Origin of the sequence: Bacillus sp. 22446 (assembly GCF_052044955.1) — a bacterium.
Lineage (GTDB): Bacteria > Bacillota > Bacilli > Bacillales > Bacillaceae > Bacillus > Bacillus altitudinis.
The window spans coordinates 21,543-45,165 of record NZ_JBQEOD010000002.1 but is presented as its reverse complement, the minus strand read 5'-3'; the positions used below and the strand labels follow the sequence as shown (position 1 = coordinate 45,165).

25 protein-coding genes, 1 pseudogene and 3 riboswitches are annotated in these 23,623 nt (G+C 39.7%); of the genes and pseudogenes, 8 read left to right on the top strand and 18 right to left on the bottom strand.

Features of this window, described 5'->3' with window-relative positions:
• Positions 1–69 precede the first annotated feature (69 nt).
• A riboswitch (SAM riboswitch) is annotated at positions 70–171 on the bottom strand.
• Positions 172–215: 44 nt separating this feature from the next.
• A complete protein-coding gene (locus tag ACTJJD_RS04480) occupies positions 216–1,406 on the bottom strand; it encodes a pyridoxal phosphate-dependent aminotransferase (protein WP_440608142.1) in 1,191 nt (396 codons plus the stop codon).
• 164 nt (positions 1,407–1,570) lie between these two features.
• Positions 1,571–1,728, top strand: a riboswitch (SAM riboswitch).
• 80 nt (positions 1,729–1,808) lie between these two features.
• On the opposite strand from ACTJJD_RS04480, the gene mtnK reads away from it, so the two are divergent.
• A complete protein-coding gene (gene mtnK / locus ACTJJD_RS04475) occupies positions 1,809–3,002 on the top strand; it encodes an S-methyl-5-thioribose kinase (RefSeq protein WP_284565022.1) in 1,194 nt (397 codons plus the stop codon).
• A 6-nt stretch (positions 3,003–3,008) separates the two neighbouring features.
• Positions 3,009–4,070 (top strand): S-methyl-5-thioribose-1-phosphate isomerase, encoded by a 1,062-nt coding sequence (mtnA, locus tag ACTJJD_RS04470; protein ID WP_284565021.1) that lies wholly within the window; start codon positions 3,009–3,011, stop codon positions 4,068–4,070.
• 24 nt (positions 4,071–4,094) lie between these two features.
• On the opposite strand, the gene ACTJJD_RS04465 is transcribed toward mtnA, so the two are convergent.
• The 3 genes from ACTJJD_RS04465 to ACTJJD_RS04455 form a co-directional block, all read right to left on the bottom strand.
• On the bottom strand, positions 4,095–4,229 hold the full coding sequence (locus tag ACTJJD_RS04465; protein WP_017359454.1) for a hypothetical protein: 135 nt from the start codon (positions 4,227–4,229) through the stop codon (positions 4,095–4,097).
• Between the two features lie 89 nt (positions 4,230–4,318).
• Positions 4,319–4,810, bottom strand: coding sequence for a methylated-DNA--[protein]-cysteine S-methyltransferase (locus ACTJJD_RS04460; protein WP_017359455.1), 492 nt, complete (start codon positions 4,808–4,810; stop codon positions 4,319–4,321).
• 1 nt (position 4,811) lies between these two features.
• Entirely contained in the window at positions 4,812–7,007 is a 2,196-nt protein-coding gene (locus ACTJJD_RS04455; protein WP_440599996.1) for a PAS domain S-box protein, read from the bottom strand.
• A 293-nt stretch (positions 7,008–7,300) separates the two neighbouring features.
• Between ACTJJD_RS04455 and ACTJJD_RS04450 the strand changes: the two genes are divergently transcribed.
• A complete protein-coding gene (locus tag ACTJJD_RS04450) occupies positions 7,301–8,320 on the top strand; it encodes an acyltransferase family protein (RefSeq protein WP_017367116.1) in 1,020 nt (339 codons plus the stop codon).
• A gap of 36 nt (positions 8,321–8,356) precedes the next feature.
• On the opposite strand, the gene ACTJJD_RS04445 is transcribed toward ACTJJD_RS04450, so the two are convergent.
• The 5 genes from ACTJJD_RS04445 to htpX form a co-directional block, all read right to left on the bottom strand.
• Positions 8,357–8,539, bottom strand: a complete 183-nt coding sequence (locus tag ACTJJD_RS04445) for a hypothetical protein (RefSeq protein ID WP_281215391.1) — start codon at positions 8,537–8,539, stop codon at positions 8,357–8,359.
• Positions 8,532–8,696 (bottom strand): hypothetical protein, encoded by a 165-nt coding sequence (locus ACTJJD_RS04440; RefSeq protein WP_017367114.1) that lies wholly within the window; start codon positions 8,694–8,696, stop codon positions 8,532–8,534. Before ACTJJD_RS04440 ends, ACTJJD_RS04445 begins: the two co-directional genes overlap by 8 nt.
• Positions 8,693–9,220 carry a DUF421 domain-containing protein gene (locus ACTJJD_RS04435; RefSeq protein WP_045034960.1) on the bottom strand — a complete coding sequence of 176 codons (528 nt, stop codon included), beginning with the start codon at positions 9,218–9,220 and terminating at the stop codon, positions 8,693–8,695. Before ACTJJD_RS04435 ends, ACTJJD_RS04440 begins: the two co-directional genes overlap by 4 nt.
• Positions 9,221–9,318: 98 nt before the next feature.
• Positions 9,319–10,665, bottom strand: a complete 1,347-nt coding sequence (locus tag ACTJJD_RS04430) for a TrkH family potassium uptake protein (protein ID WP_007498761.1) — start codon at positions 10,663–10,665, stop codon at positions 9,319–9,321.
• A 143-nt stretch (positions 10,666–10,808) separates the two neighbouring features.
• Entirely contained in the window at positions 10,809–11,708 is a 900-nt protein-coding gene (htpX, locus tag ACTJJD_RS04425) for a protease HtpX (RefSeq protein ID WP_282833562.1), read from the bottom strand.
• 278 nt (positions 11,709–11,986) lie between these two features.
• Between htpX and ACTJJD_RS04420 the strand changes: the two genes are divergently transcribed.
• On the top strand, positions 11,987–12,703 hold the full coding sequence (locus tag ACTJJD_RS04420) for a DUF1836 domain-containing protein (RefSeq protein ID WP_025207237.1): 717 nt from the start codon (positions 11,987–11,989) through the stop codon (positions 12,701–12,703).
• Between the two features lie 124 nt (positions 12,704–12,827).
• Complete coding sequence (locus ACTJJD_RS04415; RefSeq protein WP_019743080.1) at positions 12,828–13,022, top strand: alpha/beta-type small acid-soluble spore protein; 195 nt, start codon at positions 12,828–12,830, stop codon at positions 13,020–13,022.
• 39 nt (positions 13,023–13,061) lie between these two features.
• On the opposite strand, the gene ACTJJD_RS04410 is transcribed toward ACTJJD_RS04415, so the two are convergent.
• The 4 genes from ACTJJD_RS04410 to ACTJJD_RS04395 all read right to left on the bottom strand — a co-directional run bounded on the left by ACTJJD_RS04410 (position 13,062) and on the right by ACTJJD_RS04395 (position 16,910).
• Positions 13,062–14,255: an anti-sigma factor domain-containing protein gene (locus tag ACTJJD_RS04410; protein ID WP_019743081.1), complete on the bottom strand. Its 1,194-nt coding sequence runs from the start codon at positions 14,253–14,255 to the stop codon at positions 13,062–13,064.
• Positions 14,252–15,007: an RNA polymerase sigma factor SigI gene (gene sigI / locus ACTJJD_RS04405; RefSeq protein WP_008346139.1), complete on the bottom strand. Its 756-nt coding sequence runs from the start codon at positions 15,005–15,007 to the stop codon at positions 14,252–14,254. Before sigI ends, ACTJJD_RS04410 begins: the two co-directional genes overlap by 4 nt.
• 215 nt (positions 15,008–15,222) lie before the next feature.
• A complete protein-coding gene (locus ACTJJD_RS04400; protein ID WP_046527615.1) occupies positions 15,223–16,014 on the bottom strand; it encodes a TerC family protein in 792 nt (263 codons plus the stop codon).
• A 32-nt stretch (positions 16,015–16,046) separates the two neighbouring features.
• Positions 16,047–16,217: riboswitch (yybP-ykoY riboswitch) on the bottom strand.
• Positions 16,218–16,295: 78 nt separating this feature from the next.
• Positions 16,296–16,910 carry a DedA family protein gene (locus ACTJJD_RS04395; protein ID WP_007498772.1) on the bottom strand — a complete coding sequence of 205 codons (615 nt, stop codon included), beginning with the start codon at positions 16,908–16,910 and terminating at the stop codon, positions 16,296–16,298.
• A 248-nt stretch (positions 16,911–17,158) separates the two neighbouring features.
• Here ACTJJD_RS04395 and ACTJJD_RS04390 point away from each other — a divergent pair, with 248 nt between their 5' ends.
• Positions 17,159–19,582 carry an EAL domain-containing protein gene (locus ACTJJD_RS04390; protein ID WP_178897132.1) on the top strand — a complete coding sequence of 808 codons (2,424 nt, stop codon included), beginning with the start codon at positions 17,159–17,161 and terminating at the stop codon, positions 19,580–19,582.
• Between the two features lie 30 nt (positions 19,583–19,612).
• On the opposite strand, the gene ACTJJD_RS04385 is transcribed toward ACTJJD_RS04390, so the two are convergent.
• The 3 genes from ACTJJD_RS04385 to ACTJJD_RS04375 form a co-directional block, all read right to left on the bottom strand.
• Complete coding sequence (locus tag ACTJJD_RS04385; RefSeq protein ID WP_088004396.1) at positions 19,613–20,077, bottom strand: MarR family winged helix-turn-helix transcriptional regulator; 465 nt, start codon at positions 20,075–20,077, stop codon at positions 19,613–19,615.
• A gap of 356 nt (positions 20,078–20,433) precedes the next feature.
• Entirely contained in the window at positions 20,434–20,592 is a 159-nt protein-coding gene (locus tag ACTJJD_RS04380) for a hypothetical protein (protein ID WP_035700511.1), read from the bottom strand.
• A 38-nt stretch (positions 20,593–20,630) separates the two neighbouring features.
• Positions 20,631–20,786 carry a hypothetical protein gene (locus ACTJJD_RS04375; RefSeq protein WP_008346151.1) on the bottom strand — a complete coding sequence of 52 codons (156 nt, stop codon included), beginning with the start codon at positions 20,784–20,786 and terminating at the stop codon, positions 20,631–20,633.
• A 192-nt stretch (positions 20,787–20,978) separates the two neighbouring features.
• On the opposite strand from ACTJJD_RS04375, the gene ACTJJD_RS04370 reads away from it, so the two are divergent.
• Positions 20,979–21,308: a MerR family transcriptional regulator gene (locus ACTJJD_RS04370; protein WP_007498778.1), complete on the top strand. Its 330-nt coding sequence runs from the start codon at positions 20,979–20,981 to the stop codon at positions 21,306–21,308.
• Positions 21,309–21,565: 257 nt separating this feature from the next.
• Here the strand turns inward: ACTJJD_RS04370 and ACTJJD_RS04365 are convergent.
• A pseudogene (locus ACTJJD_RS04365) lies at positions 21,566–21,924 on the bottom strand (cupin domain-containing protein).
• 208 nt (positions 21,925–22,132) lie between these two features.
• Between ACTJJD_RS04365 and ACTJJD_RS04360 the strand changes: the two are divergent.
• Entirely contained in the window at positions 22,133–22,996 is an 864-nt protein-coding gene (locus tag ACTJJD_RS04360) for a LysR family transcriptional regulator (protein WP_284565018.1), read from the top strand.
• A gap of 134 nt (positions 22,997–23,130) precedes the next feature.
• Here the strand turns inward: ACTJJD_RS04360 and ACTJJD_RS04355 are convergent, their stop codons facing one another.
• Positions 23,131–23,529: a hypothetical protein gene (locus ACTJJD_RS04355; protein WP_024719633.1), complete on the bottom strand. Its 399-nt coding sequence runs from the start codon at positions 23,527–23,529 to the stop codon at positions 23,131–23,133.
• Positions 23,530–23,623 lie beyond the last annotated feature (94 nt).

The window sequence follows — 23,623 nt, the reverse complement described above, 5'->3', positions numbered from 1 at the left end:
ATGGTCAATAAAAAAACCTCTTTAAGTGCTTGATCAGCGCGTTAAAGAGGTTTCGTCTCATTCATCCGAATCTTATCTCTCAGCGCTTGCTGCAAGAATTAGCACCGTGCTTCATGGAAGTCGGTTGCCGGGCTTCATTGGGCTAGTCCCTCTGCCTACTCTTGATAAGAATATTCAATTTTCTTAAATATTGCCTGAATTATCGCACCATTTTTTTACGTTGTCAATGGCTTTTTTTCAAATAACTGCAAGGCAGCGATACGATCAGCGGCTTCCTTTAGCCGCTCCTCACTTGTTAAAAGCCCGACTCTGACGTAGCCTTCACCATGAGCACCAAAGCCATTCCCCGGTGCCACAACAACATGTGCTTTTTCTAATAATACATCAGAAAAAGTTTCCGATGTATACCCTTCAGGCACCTTTAACCAAGCAAAAAATGAGCCCTTTGGCGCACTGACGTCCCAGCCAATCTCTTTGCATGCAGCAATCCAAGTGTTTCGTCTTTTTTCGTACCGATCATTTTGTACTTGTACGCACGTTTGATCGCTTAAAAGTGCTTCTGCTGCTGCATCTTGAGTTGCTTTAAACAGTGACACAAACAGATGATCCTGATAAAGCTCAATGGCTTCGATAACAGAGGCATTCCCTGCTGCAAAACCGACTCTCCAGCCAGCCATATTATACGTTTTGGACAATGTATAGATTTCAATACCTGTCTCTTTTGCTCCGTCTATTTGCAGGAAACTGAGGGGCTTTTCGCCGTCAAATCCTATGCCACCATATGCAAAATCATGGACAACACACATCTTATTTTCACTCGCAAACGCAACAGTATCTTCAAAAAATGTCCTGGTTGCAGTCGCACCAGTTGGATTATTTGGGTAATTTAAGTACATCAATTTTGCTTGATTCTTATCTTCCTCAGACAGTTGGTGGTAGTCAGGCAAAAATTCATTTTGTTCAAGAAGAGGCATTGTGACCATGCGAGCTCCGGCAAGCACAGCGCCTGACCAGTAATCAGGATAGCCCGGATCTGGAACAAGCAGCGTATCACCTGGATTCAGTAAACATTGCGGCAATTCGACTAGTCCCGCTTTCCCTCCAAATAAGATGGCAATCTCTGTCTTTGGGTCAAGCGTGACACCATATTCTCTTTCATAAAAAGCAGCTGCAGCTTTTTTTAGTTTCGCTGTCCCGCGGAATGAGGAGTATTGATGATTTTCAGGTTTTGCTACCGCTTCCTGCATCGCTTTCACAATATGTGGAGGAGTGGCCTGATCAGGATTTCCTTGACCTAAATTAATCACATCTGCCCCTTCCTGCACTTTTTTCTGTACTTTTTGTACAAGCGACGCAAAAAATTGTTTCGGTAAATGTTTCAATACATCCGATTGCTGGAATTCCATTTTTTCACCTTCTATTCAAGTTACATGACAATACAATCACTGTAATGGATTGTTTTATGAATTGTAAAGCAATTTTGAAAAAAGATTGACATGTGAACTGCAGCTCTGATAATATCTAGAATTAAGAAATGCAAGCAGACATGAAACAATTACATATTGATTTCTCTTATCGAGAGTTGGGCGAGGGATTTGGCCTTTTGACCCCAACAGCAACCGACCGTTAATACCACTGTGAAGTGGGGCGCAGCAAGTACAGCGCCAAGACAATTGTCTTATAGGGCACGGTGCTAATTCCATCAGACGTATGTGCTGAGAGATAAGAGAGGCTTCGAGCATACACGCCATCAAGCCTCTTTCTCTCAGGAGAAAGAGGCTTTTTTATATGATTTGGAGGGGAAGCAATTGGTTACACTTACGGCATCATATGAAGAATTAACAGAAAGTTCGGCAGTTGCACTTGCCATTAGACTTGGATTGATTCAGGAGAGCAGTCATTTAACATGCACTGAAATCGGTGACGGAAATTTAAATTACGTCTTTCATATTTATGATCACAAACAAGCAAAAGGACTGATTATCAAGCAGGCCCTTCCTTACGCAAAAGTCGTTGGAGAAAGCTGGCCGCTGACATTAGACCGTGCAAGAATTGAAAGTGCAGCACTCATCAAGCAATCAGAGTATGCACCACATCTCGTACCAACCGTCTATTATTCGGATACAGCTCTTGCAGTGACGGCAATGGAGGATCTATCACACCTTGAAATCGTCAGAAAAGGGCTAATTGCCGGAAAACATTATCCGTATTTATCAGATCATGTCGGAGAATTTTTAGGCAAAACACTATTTTACACGTCTGACTTTGCCACAAATCCTAAAATCAAAAAACAATTCGTGAAGCAGTTTACAAACCCTGATCTTTGTGACATTACAGAGAAACTCGTCTTCACAGATCCTTTCTTTGACAGCGAAACGAATGACTTCGAAGAGGAATTAAGAGAAGAGGCACAAGCACTATGGGCTGATCTTGAACTGCAAGCAAAAGCAGCCGAATTGAAACGGATCTTCTTAACCTCTGCTGAAACACTGGTACATGGAGATCTTCATACAGGCAGTATTTTTGCAAACGAAACGGAAACGAAAATCATTGATCCAGAGTTCGCTTTTTACGGTCCTTTCGGATTCGATATCGGTCACTTTATTGCCAATCTGTTCATCAATGCTTTATCTCATGAGAATGAGCAGGATCAGCAGCACCTTTTTGATCATGTCGTCAATGTGTGGGCAACATTCAAAGAAGTGTTCACAAAAGCATGGAAAGAAGACAGTATTGAAGCGTTTAGTGTATCGGACAGCTTTTTAGAAACAACGTTTGACCGTATTTTAAAAGAAGCCACCGGCTTTGCTGGCTGTGAGCTTGTTCGCCGAACCATCGGTCTTGCGCATGCGGCTGATCTTGATGCGATTCCATCACATTCTAGAAGGCTTCAGCAGAAAAAAGCAGCACTTACACTAGGAAAAACATTGATCAAACAATATCAAGCAGTGGAAACAGCGTCTGACCTCGTCGCATTATTCCAGCAAACTGTAAAGGAGTGACGAGTTTTGTCTAAAGAATTTGAAGTTCCCCGTTCCGTCGAATGGGAAGAAAACCGTATCAACATTTTGAATCAGCAAAAATTACCCGCTGAAACCGTGTTTGAGCATTTATATACAAAAGAAGATGTGTATGATGCCATTGTGACGCTAAAAGTACGCGGAGCACCTGCTATTGGCATTACAGCGGCTTTTGGGCTCGCACTCAGTGCACAAGAGATTGATACAGAAGACATTAATCTCTTTAAGCGAGAAGTCGCTCGCCTGAAAGAATATTTAAACAGTGCTCGTCCAACCGCTGTGAATCTTGCCTGGGCATTAGACCGGCTTTATCAGCGCATTGAGCGTGCTGCTTCGGTGAATGCAGCCAAAACTGATCTTGTCCATGAAGCCATTCAAATTCAAATCGAAGATGAAGAAACATGTCGGCAAATCGGTCAAAATGCTCTTCAGCTCTTTAAATCTGGTGATCGAATTATGACCATTTGCAACGCAGGCTCCATTGCCACAAGCCGGTACGGAACAGCGCTTGCACCCTTTTATTTAGCGAAAAAGAAAAACCTCGATCTTCACATTTACGCATGTGAAACACGTCCTGTCCTTCAAGGCGCTCGTCTGACGACATGGGAATTGATGCAGGGCGGTGTAGATGTGACGCTTATCACGGATAATATGGCAGCCCATACGATGAAAGAAAAACAAATTTCTGCCGTGATTGTTGGTGCAGATCGAATCGCTAGAAACGGTGATACAGCAAATAAAATTGGAACGTTAAGTCTGGCTATTTTAGCTAAACACTTTCAAATTCCATTTTTTGTGGCAGCGCCTCTTTCGACCTTTGATGTGTCAACTCAGGATGGATCAGATATTCCGATTGAAGAACGCGACCCGCAGGAAGTAAAGGAATTAAACGGCATCCAAATTGCGCCTCCTGACGTGCAGGTATTTAACCCTGCCTTTGATGTCACTCCTCACCATCTCATTTCCGGGATCATTACAGAAAAAGGCATTATCACTTCCAACTATACAGAAGAGATTGATGCACTATTCACCGAAAGCGCGTCACTTTAATCAAACAAAAGCGCGGGGTTCTTATCATTTAAGAGCACCGCGCTTTTTTGTTTCGTTCGTTTTTGCTAATATTTCTTTTTTCTGTTCTTCTGTCAACACGTTCATTTTGACACATAGTGATGTGACGGCGTACATTTTATCTTTTTTGCCCCATAACATGTTAGCAGCCTCCTTTTTCCCTAGACCAACTTTTTTAGCTTAATAAAAGGATATGTCGCTCACTAAACATTTGGAACAGGTCAATTCATTTATTTTTGAACAAATGGGATGCCTTCTAATTCTAACAGGATCGCTTTCATCCCTGTCTTCGTCCCTGCATAACCAGTCAGAGTCCTGTCTTTTCCAATGACCCGGTGACACGGGATAAAAATAGGCAATGCATTGCGTCTATTAGCTTGTCCAATGGCTCTGACAGCCTTTGGATTGCCGATCGCTTCTGCAATATCAGCATAGCTTTTTGATTCACCATACGGAATAGTAGAAAGTGCCTCCCACACTTGCTCTTGAAACGGAGAGCCTGCTTGCTTGAGCGGGAGATCGAACACTTTCCGATCGCCCTTAAAATATTCATCCAGCTGTTTTTTCGCTTCTTTTAATACAGGCGTGTCTTCTTGTTTAAAATGGTCTCTCTGTTCTTTGACCAAAAACGATTCATCATCAAACTTCACTTCAATGATGGCACCATCTTTCTCTAGTATGTATAATGCCCCGATTGGTGCGGTATAGACTGTATAATACACATTAAAGCTCCCCTTCTTGTTTCTGCTGCCGGAGTGGAAGCGTGAGATGGAACACTGTTCCAACCCCTTCTTCACTCTCTACTTCAATGGTTCCTTGATGCTCTTCAATAATTTTATAACTAACCATTAACCCAAGTCCAGTGCCTCTTTCTTTTGTTGTATAAAATGGTTCTCCGAGACGTTTTAGTTTATCCTCTGTCATGCCGCAGCCTTCATCACGAAGAGAAATCACAATGTGCTCCTTCCCCTTCCTTTGAATGCTCACGTATACATTTCCTTTCTGAGGCATTACTTCAATCGCATTTTTCAAAATGTTAATAAAGACTTGCTTCAATTGATTTTGTTCACAGTAGATGAGCGGAATATCATCCAGCACATTTAAGTGCATTTGCACATTGCCAAGATTGGCCTGTGCGTGAAGAAGATCCATCGTGTCTTTGACAATTTGCACGACATTTTTTTCTTCATAGATGATGGCCTGCGGTTTTGCTAAAATCAGAAATTCTGTAATGATGGATTCGATTCTTTTTAGCTCTGATGTGATGACATTAAAATAGAGCGAATACTCCCCTTCAATATTTCCTTTGAGCAGCTGAATGAAGCCTTTTAAAGCCGTCATTGGATTTCTAATTTCATGGGCAATTCCAGCGGCAAGCTCTCCGACAACATGAAGCGTATCCGATTTTCTTACCCGCTCCTCTAATTCCTTGCGCTCAGTCACATCTCTAAAGATGGCCAAATTCATGTTATGAATAATATTTCGTTTAAAAGAAAACTCCAAAATACGTTGATCTGGATGGTTCAGCACAAATGGAACTTCATTGTCCATCTCATCTAATGACATCGCCTGAGCTGGCTGCGCCAAATTTTCAATTTGATATGGCGCAAGGATATGAAAAAGGTTCATTTCCGTTAAGTGATCATCTTTGAGGCCAAGCAGTTCACTTGCGGATGGATTCACATCAATAATCCGGTATTGATTATCGAAAAGAACAATGCCATCCATAGAGCCATTAAATACTTTACGGAATTTGAGCTCACTTTCTCGCAGCTCCTCTTCCATTCGCTTTCTGTCACTGACATTCCGTAATATGGTTAAGTGCTGCCCTTCTAATACCGCATGCTTAGAGGTGAACTCAAGCTCTTTGAATTGGCCATTCGCCATTCTAAAGAGGAGTTCTTCTCTGATTTCAAGATTCCTGATATACCGTCTTCTTGTCGGCCGGTATCTGCGATCAGATTTGACTAGAAAATCCATGAGTTTCTTGCCAATCAGCTGATGCATCGGTAATTCGAAAATTCGGCAGGCAGATTCATTTGCCCTGACAATTTCTCCATCATCCGCCCAAATGATGATGGCATCCATCGCATTTTCGAATATTTCTCTAAAACGTTCTTCACTTTTTAGCAGCTTTTCTTCCATTAATCTTTTTTCTGTAATATCACGCATGATGGACATGTAAAAACCACTCATCACATTGGATGTGATGGTCAGTTCGAATAATTTGTGCTGCCCAGATTGAAGGGTAACAGGAAGTTCACCCTTTGCTTTCCCTGTTTCTTTCAATGAAGTTAAGAGCTGCTGGAGCGCTGGAAGATTTTCTTCTTCAACAAATTCATTTAAGTAGCGGTCTGTTAAATCTGTTTTTTGAAGTTCAAAGCTCTGGCAAAAAGAGTGATTGGCGTCAATCATACAACCATCCTGATCAAATATGACCATACCGTCAATCGCTCGATCAAATAAATCTTTAAACAGCTGCTCATTCATCGAACGTTCTCGCTCTAATATTTTCTTTGAAGAAATATCACGCATGACGACAATATATTGTTGATTCACCACGTCGTGCTCTGCTACAAATTCAATATATTTTGTCTCTCCATTTTCAAGTTGAATGGAGATCTCTCTTTTTAACGTTCCTTTTCGAAAAAAAATCTCAAGTGAGCAGTCAATTTTGTTTTTCGGGATGCCGTATAGGAAATCTAGAACGGATTTATTGAGGAGGTCTTCTTTCGGTGTTTGCACAAGCCTACATGTCGCTTCATTGGCTTGAATAATGTTGAGGTGCTGATCAAATATAAAAATGGCATCTAACGTCTTATTTAACAGCATTTTGTGCTGTATCAATTCATTTCGCAAATATTCGTTCTCTTTTTCTAATTTTCTGATATTTTTCGCGCCATCGAGCGTTTCAGTCATTCTCTTACACTCCTTTTCCAGCCTCATTCCTCTACAATATTTCTACAAGATTTTCATTGTTCCTTCATTCGACTCATAAAAAAAGAGAACTTTTTACACGAGGCTTGCTTCATTTGTTTCATTTGGATGACACGATTGTATAACGATTCTCTTTTCTTACGCTTCTTTTACAACCGTTCTACAATTTCACATCAAATAGCGAAATGAGCCAATTTGTATTTTAAAATGGGGCAAATGAGGGAACAGTGCACTTAGAACGTTTATGTTCGAAATGAAGCAGGAAAGGTGATGTTATGACGTCAACGAGAGACAGTTATTTCGATAATGCAAAATTTCTTCTGATTTTTCTAGTTGTTTTTGGTCATTTGTTACGGTCATTCATACATGATAATGACTGGATACTCTACTTATATAAATTTATTTATACATTCCATATGCCCGCTTTTATATTGGTGTCTGGCTTCTTTGCCAAAGGTTTTAGAAAACCAGGTTTTATGAAAAAAGTCGCAGTTAAGCTGATCATCCCATATTTGATTTTTCAGGTCATCTATTCTGTGTATTATTATTTCTTACAGGATCAAAGCATCTCTAACTTAAATCCGATTGATCCGCAGTGGTCTTTATGGTTTTTAATCAGTTTATTCTTTTGGAACTTACTACTCATTCCTTTTTCAAAACTGCCATTCCACTGGGCAATGATCGTTAGTTTATCGATGGCGTTACTTGTCGGTTACGTGGACAGCATTAGCGATACGCTCAGCCTATCTCGTACGTTTGTCTTTTTGCCGATGTTTTTAGCTGGCTTTTATTTAAAAAAGCAGCACTTTGAATTTATCCGAACAAGCAAAGGGAAACTGACTGCACTTCTTGTACTGATGGCCGTGTTCATGTTTTGCTATTTTTATGAATTCGATTATTCCTTTTTATTTGGGTCACAGTCTTACGCTTCTCTTGGAGATGAAGGACTCATTGCAGCGATGAAACGAATGGTATGGTATTTACTTGCATTTGCTGCTACCTTTAGTTTCTTTGCATTAGTCCCTACACGCCGGTTCTTCTTTACCAAATGGGGCACAAGAACGCTTTATGTCTATTTACTTCATGGCTTTGTGATTAAGCTTTTAAGAACGACTTGGTTTGATGATTGGGCTCTAAATACGGCAAGTGTATTGATTCTATTGCTGCTTACGGTCCTCTTAACCTTTACCCTATCTAGTACATTTGTTAAAACTGTTGCACAACCAGTCATCGAGCTCAAAATGACCAGCCTGATGAGAACCATTACTGGCAGACAAAACAGTTATATTAAATAGGAAAAACGATCCTGTGAGGATCGTTTTTTTTTCTATTTATTTTTTGTTTTTCTGTTCAGTGTGACATTCATCGTTTTTTTTAGGCTTCATTAAAGTATCAATCCATTTACTGCTGTTTATATCTCCTAGCTCGCTGCCAAATTCCTCTTCTAACATATCGGGGTTCATCGGTTTTTTATGGTCTTTCATATCTTTACTTTTCACATGTTTTTTAGTCACGAGATGCTCCCCCCTGTTTACCTTGATGAGAATTTCGGTTCGCTTGGCGGTCTTCTGATTGCTCGTCAAATTGTGTTTGTCCTTGATCGTGTGCCATGCTTTCTGTAGGCGTCATATTATTCGTGAGTGCTTCATTTTTTGCTGCTTTTCTTTTCATTTGTCATCATTCCTTTTTAACATGTTTAGTTCTTCGCTCAATTGATCAAACAGCTCTTTCATTTGTTTGACTGTCACTGGTTTTTCCTCAGGCTTTAACTCATATCCAATTTGCCCATTCGCTTCTAGCGTTGCTTTTTTGAGACTGCTGATGTCTGTGATGCCCTGCTGCTTTAAGCGCATTTTGAATTCGTCCCTTGTCAGACGCGTTTTTTTCAGCTTGTGATCAAGCATTTCTCCATCCTCTAAAATCACCACAGACTTCCCTGAAACCAATTTTTCAAAGAAATCAAACCGAATTGACAGCTTTTCCATCACCACAAGTGCCACAATAAAGATGGTCGCTGCATAAATGGTTTCAAGTAAATTATGCTCAATGAAGGGTTGGATAATAATCGATCCAATTGAAATCATGATGACTGTCTGTTGAACCGTTAATTGACTAATGGATTTAGGTCCTGCTATTCTCAGCAGCAAGGTACCAACGAGTAGCATTACAATTGCTTTCCATAACACATCCAGCACGTCTCTTTCACCTCTTACCTATAGATTGCGAACATCCCTTGTGATTTAGCCAGTTATATAATGGAAATAAAAAAACCAGCATTCAGTAGGAATGCTGGTTAGCCGATGATCACACGCTCTTTCGGATAATGATAATTCGCTTCACTTTCCCGGCGGCCAATTAAATACAAGAAGCTTGGAATTCCAATCCGTCCTATAAACATGACCACCATAATAATACACTTACCAAATACCGACAAGTCAGACGTAATTCCGAGCGACAGTCCCGTTGTTCCAAAGGCAGAACAAACTTCAAATAAAGTTTCAAGAAGTGTATGATGGTCTGATAAAGTTAACAGAAACGTAGCACCAAACACTAAAATAAAGGCCATCATCGTCACCATGAGGGATTTATTAATATCCGCTTGATGAAGCTCTCTTTTAAAGATTTTAATGGACTTATTTCCTCTCGCAAAGTGAAACAAAGCAAGTAAATTAAGGGCAAACGTGGTTGTCCGAATTCCGCCCCCTACCGAGCTTGGAGATGCCCCGATAAACATCAGCAAACATAAAAATAACAGTGTCGGCTCTGTCAATTGCGTAATATCTAATGTCGAAAGCCCGCCACTTCTGGTAGCTGTTGATTGAAACAAAGAATAAAACAAGATTTCATGCCAGCTCTTCCCTAGAAAAGTAAACCGGGCTTCAAGTGCATAAATCCCAATTGCCCCAACGACAACAAGGAGACCAAACGTGATCGTTGTAATTTTCGTAAACAATGAAAACGATGCATGTTTTCGGTCTTGATTGAATAAATAATCCTTTACTTCGACAAGTACCGGAAAGCCAATAGCGCCAAAAATGATGAGCAGCATCGTAATAAATTGGACGAAATAGTCATCTTTATAAGGAATTAACGAATTTCCAGTAATATCAAATCCTCCATTGGTTGTGGCACTGATACTAGAGAAAAATCCGTGTAAAAAAGCACCTTGCACATCGTAATACTTTAGAAAATACATACTTAAAATCAGACCGCCTACAAACTCAATCAGTAAGATTAAATATAAGACCTGCTTCATGAGTTTTACAATTCCTGATAAGTTGCTCTGGTTTTGGTCTGCCATAATTAATTTTCTTTCTTTAATGCCGATCCTTTTTCGCATAACCAGCCAGACGAATGTACCAAGCGTCATAATGCCGATACCACCGATTTGCAAAACAAATGCAAGGATCCACATCCCGGTCACACTAAATGTTTGTGACGTATCGACAACAGTCAGACCCGTGACACTGACAGCACTCACAGCTGTAAACAGCGCATCAATAAATGTCCATTTGACTCCTTCTTGGTGAGCCACTGGCAGACTGAGTAGAATGAACGACACGGTCACAGCAAGAAAATAGTAAAGGGCAATCAGCTGAAAAGCCGACAGCCGGTCAATTAGTTTTTTCATTGGATTCATGGTTATTCCTTCTTTTATCTTTCTTTTCGAATACTTTATCATTTTAATGAAAAGAGAGAAGATTTTAAAGGTATTTTGTGCTTTATTTACTTTTTCATCAAAAAGAAAAAGACATCCTTACGCAGAATGTCTTTTGATCTTTCTTATTTTGCTTCTAGTCTTCTAATTCTTTCGTTTAAATCAGGGTGTGTTGAGAAAAGAGAAGCTTTTCTTTTACCACTGATTTTCAGTGTAGCAACAGCTGCTTGATCATCATCTTTAATTCTTGATGTATACGCCTCTAGTGAACGAAGCGCATGAATCATTTTATCTTTTCCTGCAAGGTCCGCACCGCCGCGGTCTGCATGGAATTCACGATGTCTAGAGTAAGCAAATACGACAAGGCTTCCTAAGATAGAGAAAATAATTTGGAAGACGATCACAGCGATAAAGTGAACAACTGGGACAAGCTCTTCACGTGGAACGAAACGACTTGCGATCCATGCCGCAATTCTTGAAAGGAAGACAACAAACGTGTTGACGATTCCTTGAAGTAACGTCATTGTAACCATGTCACCGTTCGCTACGTGAGCGACTTCGTGAGCGATAACCCCTTCAACTGCTGCATCATCCATTTCATGAAGCAATCCAGTTGATACGGCAACAAGCGATCTACTCTTAGAAGGACCTGTCGCAAAAGCATTTACTTCAGATGATTGGTAAATACCGACCTCAGGCATTTTAGAAAGGCCTGCTGCTCTTGATAGTCTGTGAACGCGGTCAACAAGCTGCTGCTCATCATATGTTAAAGAATCCTTTTCTGGATTTAACACACGCACACCCATCATCATTTTTGCCATCCAGCGAGACATCGCTAGTGACATAAACGAGCCTACAAAACCAACAACTGCACTGAATACAAGAAGATAAAGGATATTAAGTCTTCCGTCTGCTCCTATATAAGAACCAACACCAGTTGCTGCACTAATAACCGATAGGACAATACCAATCGTAGTGATAACAAGAATGTTCGTTAATATAAACAGAAATATTCTTTTACCCATACATAACCTCCGCTGTCATATTAAGTTCATTTGAACTTATTAATAAAATTATAAAAATAAACGTCTCAAATTGCAAGGAAAAAGGAATCGTTTTCTATGTTTATCATACTGGCTCAAACCTCGTCATTTCAATGATTACGCTACTTGCATCCGCTAAAAAGTGAACAAATTGTGACGCAGCTGCCCTATTTTAGTTTATTTTGCATTTTCATTAAAAAGAGATTATGATGTTGAATTAGATCAATAATCACGTTTTTGACGTACAAATGAGGTGGAACATGGTGACTTTTAAATTAACGAGAATTGACATGACGAGACTTCTGTATTCTCTAAAAGGCGAGGGAGATCTGACTCCGCTTCAGCTTTTGAATTTATCTGTAAAAAGCGATAAGGAACATGAATATGATGAATTAAAAATCCCTTCGTTTTTTGAAAAACTCGAACGGCGGAAGCAAAAATCAGAGCACGGGCTTTCAACGAACGAAATCGTTGAGCTTGGCAACTTGTGTGAGCTGACTTCTCTTAAATCGACAGCCATTCAAAACTGGATCAAGCGCGATATTAAAGATATGATCGGCCATCCAGAGCTTGGCAAGAAGTACTCCATTGATCAGGTCGTTATTTTATTAATTGTCCGGGATTTAAAATCAGTATTTGATTTTGATTCTATTCGTATGATCTTATCTGCCTTATTTAATACGATCACAGATCGAACGGATGATATTATCAGCCCCATCCGTTTTTATGAAGCATATGCGCACGTCCTTGATTTTATTTATCACCATACACATTTTCCATTAAAGGAAACGAATTTAAGAGAAATGACAGAAGAACAGACGGACAAGCTCCACGAAGAGTTTACAGAATTGACGAAGCCGCAATGGCACTTGATTAAAGGCATTATCAGTTCTACCGTTTTCTCCGTTTTCACTTCTCACTTGCAAAGCACAGCGCAAGAAATGATGTTGAATACGCTTCAGCTGAAAAAGGCTTAAAACAGAGCCCGAGGTGACCTTCATCACCTCGGCTTTTTTGTGCAGCAATTGCCAGCATAATTGCAGGCTGTTTTTTTCAAAATAAGAAGGCGCAACAAACATGAGGTGAAAGGAGGAATCTGTGATGGCAAATCGAAATCAACTTCTTGTTCCTGGAGTAGAACAAGCATTAGATCAATTTAAATACGAGATCGCTCAAGAATTTGGCGTGACTCTCGGTTCAGATACAGTCGCACGTTCAAACGGTTCTGTTGGCGGCGAGATTACAAAAAGACTCGTACAGCAGGCGCAATCTCAAATGGGCCATTCAACTAAATAAAGACATGGTGAAATACGCCGGATCTATTCTGGCGTTTTTTTACTGTTCATATGTAGGCTCATCCCGGTTTTCACGGTATGAAGGCGGTGTATTTTTCCCTTTTTGTTTGACGTCATTTCTGTTACGTTCGACGTACGGACGATTCTGACCACTGTCGTTTTTTTTTACATGCTTTTCAGCATCACCACGTGATGTGCCATTTGGATGTCTTTTTTCATCAGGATCAGTCGAGTGATTTTTTTTTTGCTCTTTGTCTTTTTCAAAAGGGCGGTCCTTTTCTTCTTTTCCCTTTTTCTCTTTATTTTCATGATTAGGGCTTGTTTGGTGAGGCTTTTGAACAGCTCCTTGCTCTTCCCTCTCAACTTCCTTCTGCTCTTTGTCCTCGCCTTCTGGAGCCTCTTTATCCGGCTGCATCTCATCGCTAACGTCTGTCTTTATATCTTCTTTTTTGTCTTCGTCTTTTTGATCTTCATCAGCATTTTTCGGCTCTTCTTCTTTGACAGCCTCGTCATCTGCTGGATCTTCATCTTCTTTTTTAACGTCCTCTTGTTCGTTGTCTTGCATTTCTTGATTTCTAATATAAGTTCCTGTTGAAATGCCTGCTTTTTGTGCCTTTTCTCTTGTTTCCAGGTCACCTTCCACAGTTTCCAGCTTATAATTGCGCTTTTGATATTCCCCCGAGATGGTGCTGATTTTACTTTTTACGTTTGTTTTGTATGTATGATCCTGCTTGTTTTCATAAACAGTTGAAATATAAATGCTTTTAGAGTGGTTCACGTATCCTTTTTTATCACAATCATCGATGATTTCCTGCACGACTTTGGTCATGTCGTTTTTTTCTAAATCTTTCATACTGGCCAGTACTTGCTTCGCATCTTTATTCAGCGGAGTGACACCGATCACTTGATAATTGTGATCGAGTTTCAGCTCAAAACTTGGGTTAATGTCAATCGTCATATATGCATATGCTTTTTGACTTGAGAAAGATGGCATCATAGTGAAGATCACGACAATAATTGCTGCAATTGATAGAATTCCTGCATTTAACGGACGTAAACGAAGCAGGTCAAAAAAACCGGCTCTTTTTCTTTCGAGACGTGATTCATTCGGAAACGTCACTTCTTGACCGATTTCATAGTCTTGCTGTTCATACTTTGTCCGCAGAAATTGTCCATCAGGGGTCAGCAGTGTGACATATTTTTTGTTTTTCTCTACTATAATGCCTCTTCTCATGAATTAAGCACCCCTTTAAGGTAATCTTTCAAATACACATAATCACCTGTCATAATGATCGCCATCGCAATAATATATTTTCTATTTCTCTCAATCGTTTTGCGGCTGACTTCCACTAGCTTTTCCAGCTGTTTGACTGGCAATTGTTTTTTCTGAAATAAAATGGTTCTCAGTTCATCGTGCTTAACGAGTGTATGGGCCACTTTAATGGCATTTTGTCTCGCATCCGCATGCTTTGGTGAATGCTCAAGCAGTTCTTGAAACGTAAGACCATATACTTTCAATCGTTCTTTAAAATGTTCAATCTCTTCTCTTCTATGTTCTTGTTCAATTAAACGCCTATATTCATTTGCAGAAAGCTCTGCTTCAATCATGCTTTGCGAGTACTCGCCATTCTCACTTTCTTGAAGGTCCATTTGAACCGTTGGCGCGTTTCTTGCTTCTTTTCGAATATAGTCGATTACTTTTCTTTTAATAATTAACTCCGCAAATGCAAGGAGTGAGTTGCCTTTTTCGGCAGAGTATTTTTCTATCGCTTCATTAAAGGCAATTAAGCCTACGCTGAATTCATCATCTTTTTCATCTATATATCGTTTACAAACGGATGAAACCGTCTTAGCGACAAATGGTTTGTATTGCTCGATTAATGCATTTTGCAGCTCGGTATCACCCTGTTGGATGTTGATTGCCGACTGCTCTAATGTTTGCTTTTTCTTTCCCTTTTTAAACAAAAGGCTAAGCAATGGTTTCACCTCAGTTCTCCCTATATTACTCATTTATGATAGCTAATTTATGAGGGAAGCGCAAAGGAAGAAATGAGGAATTCATTTCCTGTTACTCAATTGTGACATGTATTTCTTTATCTACTTTACAACGTTTCGTTTAAAAGCAAAGAAATAAGGGGGTATCCCCCCCTTTTTTGTAATATACGTGTTATGAAAATGAAATGATATTTCTTTCAAAAAACCTACTCTTCCAGCCGCATCTCTTGTTTTTCCTCGTTTTGCTGGCCGCCTTTTCTTGATGGACTTGATAAAAACCAACCAAATGCTGCAATTGCGAGAAGAACCGTCCAGAAAATGACTTTCCATAATGTTGAATGAATGAAATGAGAGGACACGATCCCAATGGCTGGATGAGAAAGTGTATAGAGCGTCAGCTTCACGCCAACCCATCCGACAATGACAAATGCTGCTGTTTCTAGGCTTGGTCTCGTTTTAAGCAGTTTCACAAATACAGTCGCCGCAAACCTCATGATCACTAGACCAATGATACCGCCCAATAGAATGACAATAAATTGACCGCCATCAAGCCCGCCAATTTGTGGAAGGTTTGTTGCTGGCAGAGTCACAGCTAATGCAACAGCTGCTAAAATAGAATCTACTGCAAATGCAATGTCAGCAAGCTCAACTTTCACGACGGTTGCCCAAAAGCCGCTTTGTTTCATGTTTGTGTCTGCTTCCTTTTTCTTAAATACGTGCGATTTTAAAATATGGTGAATCGAAATATATAGAAGATAAATTGCGCCAATGGCTTGAACTTGCCACACATCTACTAAAAACGAAATAAGAAAAAGAGAACCAAATCGCATGACAAATGCTCCCGCAAGTCCGTAAAACAATGCCTTTTTTCTCTGTTTTTCAGGAAGGTGTTTGACCATCACAGCCATAACCAGCGCATTATCAGCTGCTAAAATCCCTTCTAATCCAATCAATACGAGAAGAACCCACCCGTACTCTAAAATAATTGCTGCATCCATCATCATTCCTCCTTATTTTTTATCTATTGTCCCACAACAGACAAAGGCTTATGAATGCAAAAAAGACCTTTGCCTGTAATGGCAAAGGTCTTGCTAGACATGTGATATGTAAATCATGCCAACAAAGCCGATGGAATGAGGTTCCATGTAATGACGACTTTGTTTCCGGTAAAAACCGGACGCTACTCCCCTTTGGTGGGATTAAGAATATTTAGATTACTTATATCATAATCAACAGACCCCGGATTGTCAACAGGTGACTTTTTATCTCCACCCATTGATTAAGCCGTTGGTGTTTCTGTTTTTCTTTTTCTTCGTTTCAGCCACACGTAGAGAACAAACAATAAGAGCATACCAATTCCAATCGGCAATACATATGGTTCTAAAATGGTTCCAACCTCTTGCCAGTTCTCCCCAAGGACAAATCCTAGATACACATATACAAATGTAATTGGCGTAATCGCCAAAAACGTATACAGGCAAAAAACCCACACATTCATCTTCGCAATCCCACACGGAATGGAAATAAGGGTTCTGACCCCTGGAATAAACCGGCCACTAAACGCAACAAATCCGCCATGTTTTTCAAAAAAAGCATCCGATTTATCAAGTGACTCAGGTTTCACAAAGAAATACTTCCCATATTTATTTAAAAAGGGTCTGCCTCCGTAACGCCCTAACCAGTACAAGGTCAAGGGGCCTGCCACACCGCCAATAGAACCGGCAGCCACAACACCAATGAAGGCCATGTCCCCTTTTGAAACCCAGTAACCTGCAAGAGGCAACACCACTTCAGCAGGAACAAATTCAATGCATAATGCAAGAAAGATGCCGAAGTACGACAAATTCTTAAAGGCATCAGCTAATGAAATAATAAAATCTTCGATGTTTATCAATCCCTTTCACACATAATCAGTTTGACAGGCTATGCTTGCAAATCGTACCGTGCCACCTATTAAACGAATAAAAAACCAAAAATGATTCACTTTTCTTCGTTTTTTTACATTAAATTTGATTTTACTATAAAAAATGGTCAAAAAAAATGCTGAATGCCCTTTTTAAGTAAAGGAAAAGTGAACACAGGCGCCACTTGATCCGATATATTAAGTATATGTCTGTTTTTAGATACAGGAGGTTTTCTTACATGACACATTTAACAGGAAGCTACAACGGATGGCTTGTCTTTCTGTCAGTCGCTGTCGCCGCTGTCGCCTCCTACTCAGCTCTTCAATTAGCCAGCCGGGTGATCCAGTCGAGCGGCGCAAAGAAAAGAGTATGGTTGATCATTGGTGCGATGATCATGGGGATGGGAATATGGTCAATGCATTTTATTGGCATGATGGCGTTTCATCTACGCTCTGGTATCACATATGAAACACCCTTACTCATTTTATCGATTTTGGCCTCTTTTATCGGTTCTTTCATTGCTTTTTCAATATGTATTCAGCAGCAACTTTCTACAAGACGACTTTTGATTAGTTCGATCACGATGGGCTCAGCTATTTGCAGCATGCACTACCTCGGATTGGAATCAATGGCGAATGTCACCATCAGCTATGATCCTGTTCTCTTTTTTCTTTCGTTTTTTATTGGTGCGCTCGCTTCATTCTTTTCATTACACCTTTTTTTCCGGCTCCATCGCTCTGAGAAAAGGCGGGAGGATCAGCTGTTAAAAATAGCGGGTGCGCTGATGATGGGCGGTGCTATTGCGGGCATGCATTACACTGGCATGGCGTCTTCGACGATGTTTTTTCATTCAGATGGTCAGGTCGCTGCGGGTGGTTCTCTTGAAATGTCACCATTTAGCCTGTCCATTTTCATCGGCCTGATGACACTTATCGTCCAATCACTCATGATTTTCGGCGCCTATATTGATCAACGGATTATGTCACAATCAGATCAGCTAAAAGAAAATGAACAGCGGTTCCAATCACTGATCAAACATAATATAGATGGTATTATCGTGTTATCTGTTGATCGAAAAGTGATATCGGCGAATGACCCAGGCAAACACATTTTGAAAATGTGCAATTCCTGGATTGGTGATGATGTGAGTCAATACGTCATGCCGACTGAGATGTGGGAAGACTTTATTTATCAATCAAAAAAAGCAATTACGCGTGAAGCAGAACTGAAAGCAGCAGATCGTTTTTATTATTATCATGTTACATACATACCCGTACACGTCAACCATACACTTGACAGCATTTATCTCGTTTTAAAGGATTTAACCCAGCAGAAGATTGCTGAAAAAGAAATTCATGTGATGGCACATTATGATGCATTAACTGAACTTCCGAACCGTCGTCACGGAATTAATCATTTAAATGATGTTTTATCCGCTCAAGAAGAGACAAAAACGTCAACGGCAGTTCTTTTTCTTGATTTAAACCGGTTTAAAATTATTAATGATGCCCTTGGTCATAACATAGGCGATCTGCTGTTGAAAGCGGCCGCAAACAGACTAACCAAATGTTTGCCTGACAATGGCTTTATTGCAAGAATTGGCGGGGATGAATTTTTAATGATCTTTCCTCACATGGAGCATAACACACATAAAATTGAACAGCTTTTGAAAAACATCATTCGCCAATTTGAACGTCCTTTTTTCATTCAAAACCATCAGCTCATTACATCCATTAGTATTGGAATCGCCATCTCTCCGCAAAACGGTAAGAATGGTATGGAATTGATGAGAAAAGCAGATATGGCCATGTATTTATCAAAGAAACATAAACAAAGCCGCTATGAATTCTTTACTGAATCTATGGAAAGATTGAGTGAGGACAGACTCAATCGCGAACTGGAGCTACGAGATGCCATTCAAAGAAAGCAGTTTGTGCTTCATTATCAGCCGCAAATCAGCGCCAAAACAAGACAGATGACAGGTGTTGAAGCCCTTTTAAGAATGAAAGCACCAGACGGTTCTCTAAAATCACCAGAGGCTTTCATTGAACTTGCTGAAGAATCGGGCCTGATTATCGATATTGGAAGGTGGGTCATTGACACAGCATGTAAGCAGGCAAAATTGTGGTATGACAAGCAATTGAAAATCCCTGTAGCGGTCAATTTATCTGCTAAGCAGTTTAACTCTGAAGACTTAATTGATTTGATCAAACTAACGCTAAAAAAATACGACCTTCAACCATCACTTCTTGAGCTTGAAGTGACAGAAAGCATGACAATGGACAACATCAAGCAGTCAAAACAAGTACTGACATCTCTAAAACAACTTGGCGTCCGTATTAGTATTGATGATTTTGGTACAGGCCACAGCTCTTTAAGCTATTTGAAGGATTTGCCGATTCACCGCCTGAAAATTGATAAATCATTTATCGAGGATATTTTGAGCGATTCAAAGTCTGAGCAAATCACAGGGGCTATTATTGCAATGGGGCACCAGCTATCTCTAGAAGTCATTGCTGAAGGTGTTGAAACTTTTGCACAAGCGCAACTTTTATCTGCGCAGGGCTGTGACGATCTACAAGGCTTTTATTATGCCAAGCCACTTCCAGCTAGTGATATTGAAAAATTTATCGCCTATCCTGCTCATCAGCTGGATACATAAAAAAGGTGCCAACCATGGCACCTTTTCGTTTTATCTAAATAACAAATGCTGACTGTGAATACCTGCTTTTTTCAGCAGACTAATTAATTGCTCCTGTTCTTCACGCGAAAGACCAGAAAACGCCCGCGCAATTCGAAGAGAATGGATTGGATAAATTTTATCTAGATAACTGCGCCCTTTATCCGTTAAATGGGCATAAACTGACCGTTTATCCTTTGGGTCCTGTTCTCTTTCAATGAAACCATTTCGTTCTAACTTGTCAATTACGTACGTAACATTCCCGCTGACAAGCAGGAGTCTTGAGCCGATTTGCTGAAGTTTTTGAGCACCTCTCGTATACAGTAATTCGAGAACGGCAAATTCAGTTGGATTGAATCCATGCTCCTTGCTGTCTCTAATACTGTGTTCGGAAACGCTTTTAAATGCTCTTGCAAAAACTTTGTAAAGCGTCATTGAACGTTCTACTTCTTCTTCATTAAACGATAGTCTCATCACATATCTACCTCTTATAATATTTTTTTAACTTCAAGGCTTTCTTGCGGTGCAGTTGGAGCCTTTCGTAAAAAATAGAAGTACGTTTTTGAAAACCCTTTCAACCACATAAGTGACTCCATTCGTGTTATGTATAAGATTTCGATATAAACTTTTAAAATCCTTCTTATTTTTCACAATCATCTCGAAAAAAAGCTTTTCCAGCAAACCATCAAGTTACGACAAATTTTAACATAATCTGTAAAGGCTCTATATTTTCTTACATTTGATTCGTCAAATTTCTACAAAATTCAATATTGCTATAATATTAAACACGCAAAAAAAGAACCCTTCATGTGACAGTGCACATGATAGGGATGTTAAAGATAGCGGTCTGTTTTGTTGAAAAAGAAATGATACTCTTTTTTTAAGTCACTAATTGTCATGTTCTTGGTCATATCAGGGCTATACACCCCAAGTGAGCAAAGCTGCTTCGTATAATAATGTCTTTCTTTCGCTAAAGCTTCTTTTAGCCGCACGACATCTCCCCTCCTATCAATGGATATGGATCGGGTGCTTATGAGGACTTTTTATACAAATCATTTTGTACGGCTCTAAGAAGAGCATGTGCATTCTGACCCGCAGCCTGCATGAACTGCTCCAGCAGTTCATCCCTCTTCACATCTAATGCGATGATTTCTTTTGCCATACGGATGATCTGTGTTTTCTCCATCAAGTGCGCCTCCTCCTCATTTTTTCTTTTTATTATCATATGTTCACGTGACATGATTTGCACGTTATATGTTAATTTTCCTTCCATTATTTTTCACTTTTTTCATTTTTGTGTTATATTATCTAACAAACGTTAGGTTTTTTTACTGACTTTTCGATATAATATGAAGAAAAGACTTGCAGGGGTGAGGATATGACGCAGGAAGATGTATCTTATAAAGATAAAAAAGTCATTTCAATCGGGATTGTCAGTGAATTAACAGGGCTTTCCGTCAGGCAAATCCGATATTATGAGGAACGGAAACTCATCTACCCCCAGCGCTCAACAAGAGGCACACGGAAATACTCTTTTTCTGATGTAGAACGTTTAATGGATATCGCCAATAAACGGGAAGATGGTGTGCAGACAGCGGAAATTTTAAAAGACATGAAGAAAAAAGAACAGGCATTAAAAAGCGGACAATATAAGAAAAAAATGCTGGAAGGTCAAATTAATGCACACTTCCGGTACAAAAATCGATGAACTAAATAAAAATCGCTTACTTGGCAAAATAGACTTAGCATCTGATCGACCTGAATATGAAACGATGAAAGCACGAACTGACCCAAAGACCGATTCTTGCTGAAGAGTCTATTTCAGGTAGCGAAAGGAAATGCATTACAACTCATCTGAATCATTGAAGCAACAAAACGAGGCAGCAATTGCAGCCTCGTTATTAGCTAAAACAACCATTCAACTATTTATCACCTAAGATACTTGATCTTTAACGATTTAGTTTTTCAAATTTGTTCAGGAATTGAAACAGTTCGTTCATTGAGCACATTCCCCGTGTTTAGCGTCGTTTTGGGTTCAATTAAGAGCAAGTGAACTTCTTCTTCAGCAATTGATGTTCAACTCCTTTTGGAATCACAAGAAATTCTCCTTCATTAAGCGTTATTTCCCTATCCCTAAAACGGATGACTAGATTGCCTTTCCACACAAAGAACATTTCATCCTCATCATCATGGTGATGCCAAATGAATTCACCCTTAATTTTTACCATTTTCATGTATGAGTCGTTCAACTCTCCACCTATTCTAGGATTCCAATAATCATTTATTTGCGAAAATTTTTCTTCGATATTTACCTTTGAAATCAATCGATTCCCCTCCTTATTAAATGGAAACGTCTGTTTTAGTTGCCACAGCTAAAAAATTCTCATTTTCTCCTCTCGATCAGATAAAAGGGACGCCGCAATGAGCATCAACCTCTTCTATCATTTAGTTTACATACTTCTTTGGATCACGTAAAATCAAAAAATAGCATATAGATCATCACAATTTGTGATGCAAAAAAGGAGAGTTAGTTTGGATATTAAATCTTTGGAAGTATTTAAAGCAGTTGCCATTGAACAAAGCATCACAAAAGCTGCTCAAAAATTAAATTATGTGCAGTCCAATGTCACCGCAAGAATCCAACGTCTTGAACAAGAGTTAGGTGTACCTCTTCTCTATCGATATCATAAGAAAATATCTTTAACGCCTGCAGGACGTGAACTGCTGCCCTATGTAAATAAATTACTATACGATTACGAAGAAGCGATAGAAGCAGTAAAGCTTTCCTCTACTCCGCGGGGATCTTTACACATTGGATCAATAGAGTCCACCGCATCTACAAGATTGCCCAGCATTTTCACAGAATATCACAAAAAATTTCCACAAGTAGAATTGAGCTTGTATATGGCACCTACAGTCGACCAAGTTAGCGCTATCCTCAACTACAAAGTAGACAGCGCGTTAGTAGATGGGCCAATTCTTCATCCAGAAATCATCGAGTATCCTGTATTGGAAGAATCCCTCGTTCTCATTACAAGCTACTCCACGGAGCAATTCCAGGTAGAATCTATTTTACATGAGCCGTTGCTCTCGTCATTCGCCCATTGTATTTATTTAGGACGATGGCAAAAGTGGCTAGAGAACAACGGCTATCCTCCTATGAAGGTCATGGAATATGGTACGTTAGAGGGCGTCCTTAAATGTGTTGAAAGCGGGCTGGGAGTGACTATATTACCAAAATCTATGGTTGAATCTCGGGAGGAAGGTAAATTTACCTGTCATCCATTACCAGAACCACATCGAATCGTGCCCACTGTGTTGATCAGGCGACGTGATTCGTACATGACCAGTGCCCTGTCACAATTTATGGAGTTAATAGGCATTACGAATATGTGATCTGAGACAGATCATTGTTTTCATTAATAAGATCATGTGTGATACAAAAAAGAGGATAGATAGAGCGACATTCTTTCAGCTCTTCTATCCTTTTACATTATCTCAACTTATGCCAAGCATATGAACGATACTTTTTATTTAGATGAAGCGTCAGTTCCTTCAACAACCCCTACAAAGTCAATTCGTACGCCGCCTTTTTCAGGATCTTCTTTCACCCGAAAAGCAAGCGCCTTTTTTTCTCCAGTGTTTACATCTTTATAATTTGCATGAAAGACATGGATGCTGGCTTCTTCCAATTGAAAATCTTCATAAGAAAGCGTCTCAATTCCCCATTCCTTTTTCGATTTAAGAATGTCATTTGGGCTTGGGACTGCGCCTTCGACATAGACATTGTCCATTTTTCGTTTATTTCCTTCAGTTATCGCTTCTAGCATATGCTCTGATGCTACCAGTCTTCTGTCTTTCCCCTCGTCTTCTCTTGAACATGCACTTAGCAAAACAATGCACATGAAAATGAATAAAAACTTCTTCATTTTTTCTCCCACCTTCTCCTTAAAATGTAAAGGATGGAAGCGCTATATGCAATCTTTATTCAAAAAAGACTGTAAAACGTTACATTTTACAGTC

What these genes read in the sequence shown, in the direction of transcription:
- ACTJJD_RS04480 (WP_440608142.1), bottom strand. Translation starts at nt 1,406, where the DNA reads ATGGAATTCCAGCAATCGGATGTATTGAAACATTTACCGAAACAATTT.
- ACTJJD_RS04415 (WP_019743080.1), top strand. Translation starts at nt 12,828, where the DNA reads ATGGCAAATCGAAATCAACTTCTTGTTCCTGGAGTAGAACAAGCATTA.
- ACTJJD_RS04410 (WP_019743081.1), bottom strand. Translation starts at nt 14,255, where the DNA reads ATGAGAAGAGGCATTATAGTAGAGAAAAACAAAAAATATGTCACACTG.
- ACTJJD_RS04370 (WP_007498778.1), top strand. Translation starts at nt 20,979, where the DNA reads ATGACGCAGGAAGATGTATCTTATAAAGATAAAAAAGTCATTTCAATC.
- ACTJJD_RS04450 (WP_017367116.1), top strand. Translation starts at nt 7,301, where the DNA reads ATGACGTCAACGAGAGACAGTTATTTCGATAATGCAAAATTTCTTCTG.
- ACTJJD_RS04400 (WP_046527615.1), bottom strand. Translation starts at nt 16,014, where the DNA reads ATGGATGCAGCAATTATTTTAGAGTACGGGTGGGTTCTTCTCGTATTG.
- ACTJJD_RS04465 (WP_017359454.1), bottom strand. Translation starts at nt 4,229, where the DNA reads ATGTTATGGGGCAAAAAAGATAAAATGTACGCCGTCACATCACTATGT.
- ACTJJD_RS04355 (WP_024719633.1), bottom strand. Translation starts at nt 23,529, where the DNA reads ATGAAGAAGTTTTTATTCATTTTCATGTGCATTGTTTTGCTAAGTGCA.
- ACTJJD_RS04390 (WP_178897132.1), top strand. Translation starts at nt 17,159, where the DNA reads ATGACACATTTAACAGGAAGCTACAACGGATGGCTTGTCTTTCTGTCA.
- ACTJJD_RS04420 (WP_025207237.1), top strand. Translation starts at nt 11,987, where the DNA reads ATGGTGACTTTTAAATTAACGAGAATTGACATGACGAGACTTCTGTAT.
- htpX (WP_282833562.1), bottom strand. Translation starts at nt 11,708, where the DNA reads ATGGGTAAAAGAATATTTCTGTTTATATTAACGAACATTCTTGTTATC.
- ACTJJD_RS04430 (WP_007498761.1), bottom strand. Translation starts at nt 10,665, where the DNA reads ATGAATCCAATGAAAAAACTAATTGACCGGCTGTCGGCTTTTCAGCTG.
- ACTJJD_RS04455 (WP_440599996.1), bottom strand. Translation starts at nt 7,007, where the DNA reads ATGACTGAAACGCTCGATGGCGCGAAAAATATCAGAAAATTAGAAAAA.
- ACTJJD_RS04440 (WP_017367114.1), bottom strand. Translation starts at nt 8,696, where the DNA reads ATGAAAAGAAAAGCAGCAAAAAATGAAGCACTCACGAATAATATGACG.
- ACTJJD_RS04375 (WP_008346151.1), bottom strand. Translation starts at nt 20,786, where the DNA reads ATGGAGAAAACACAGATCATCCGTATGGCAAAAGAAATCATCGCATTA.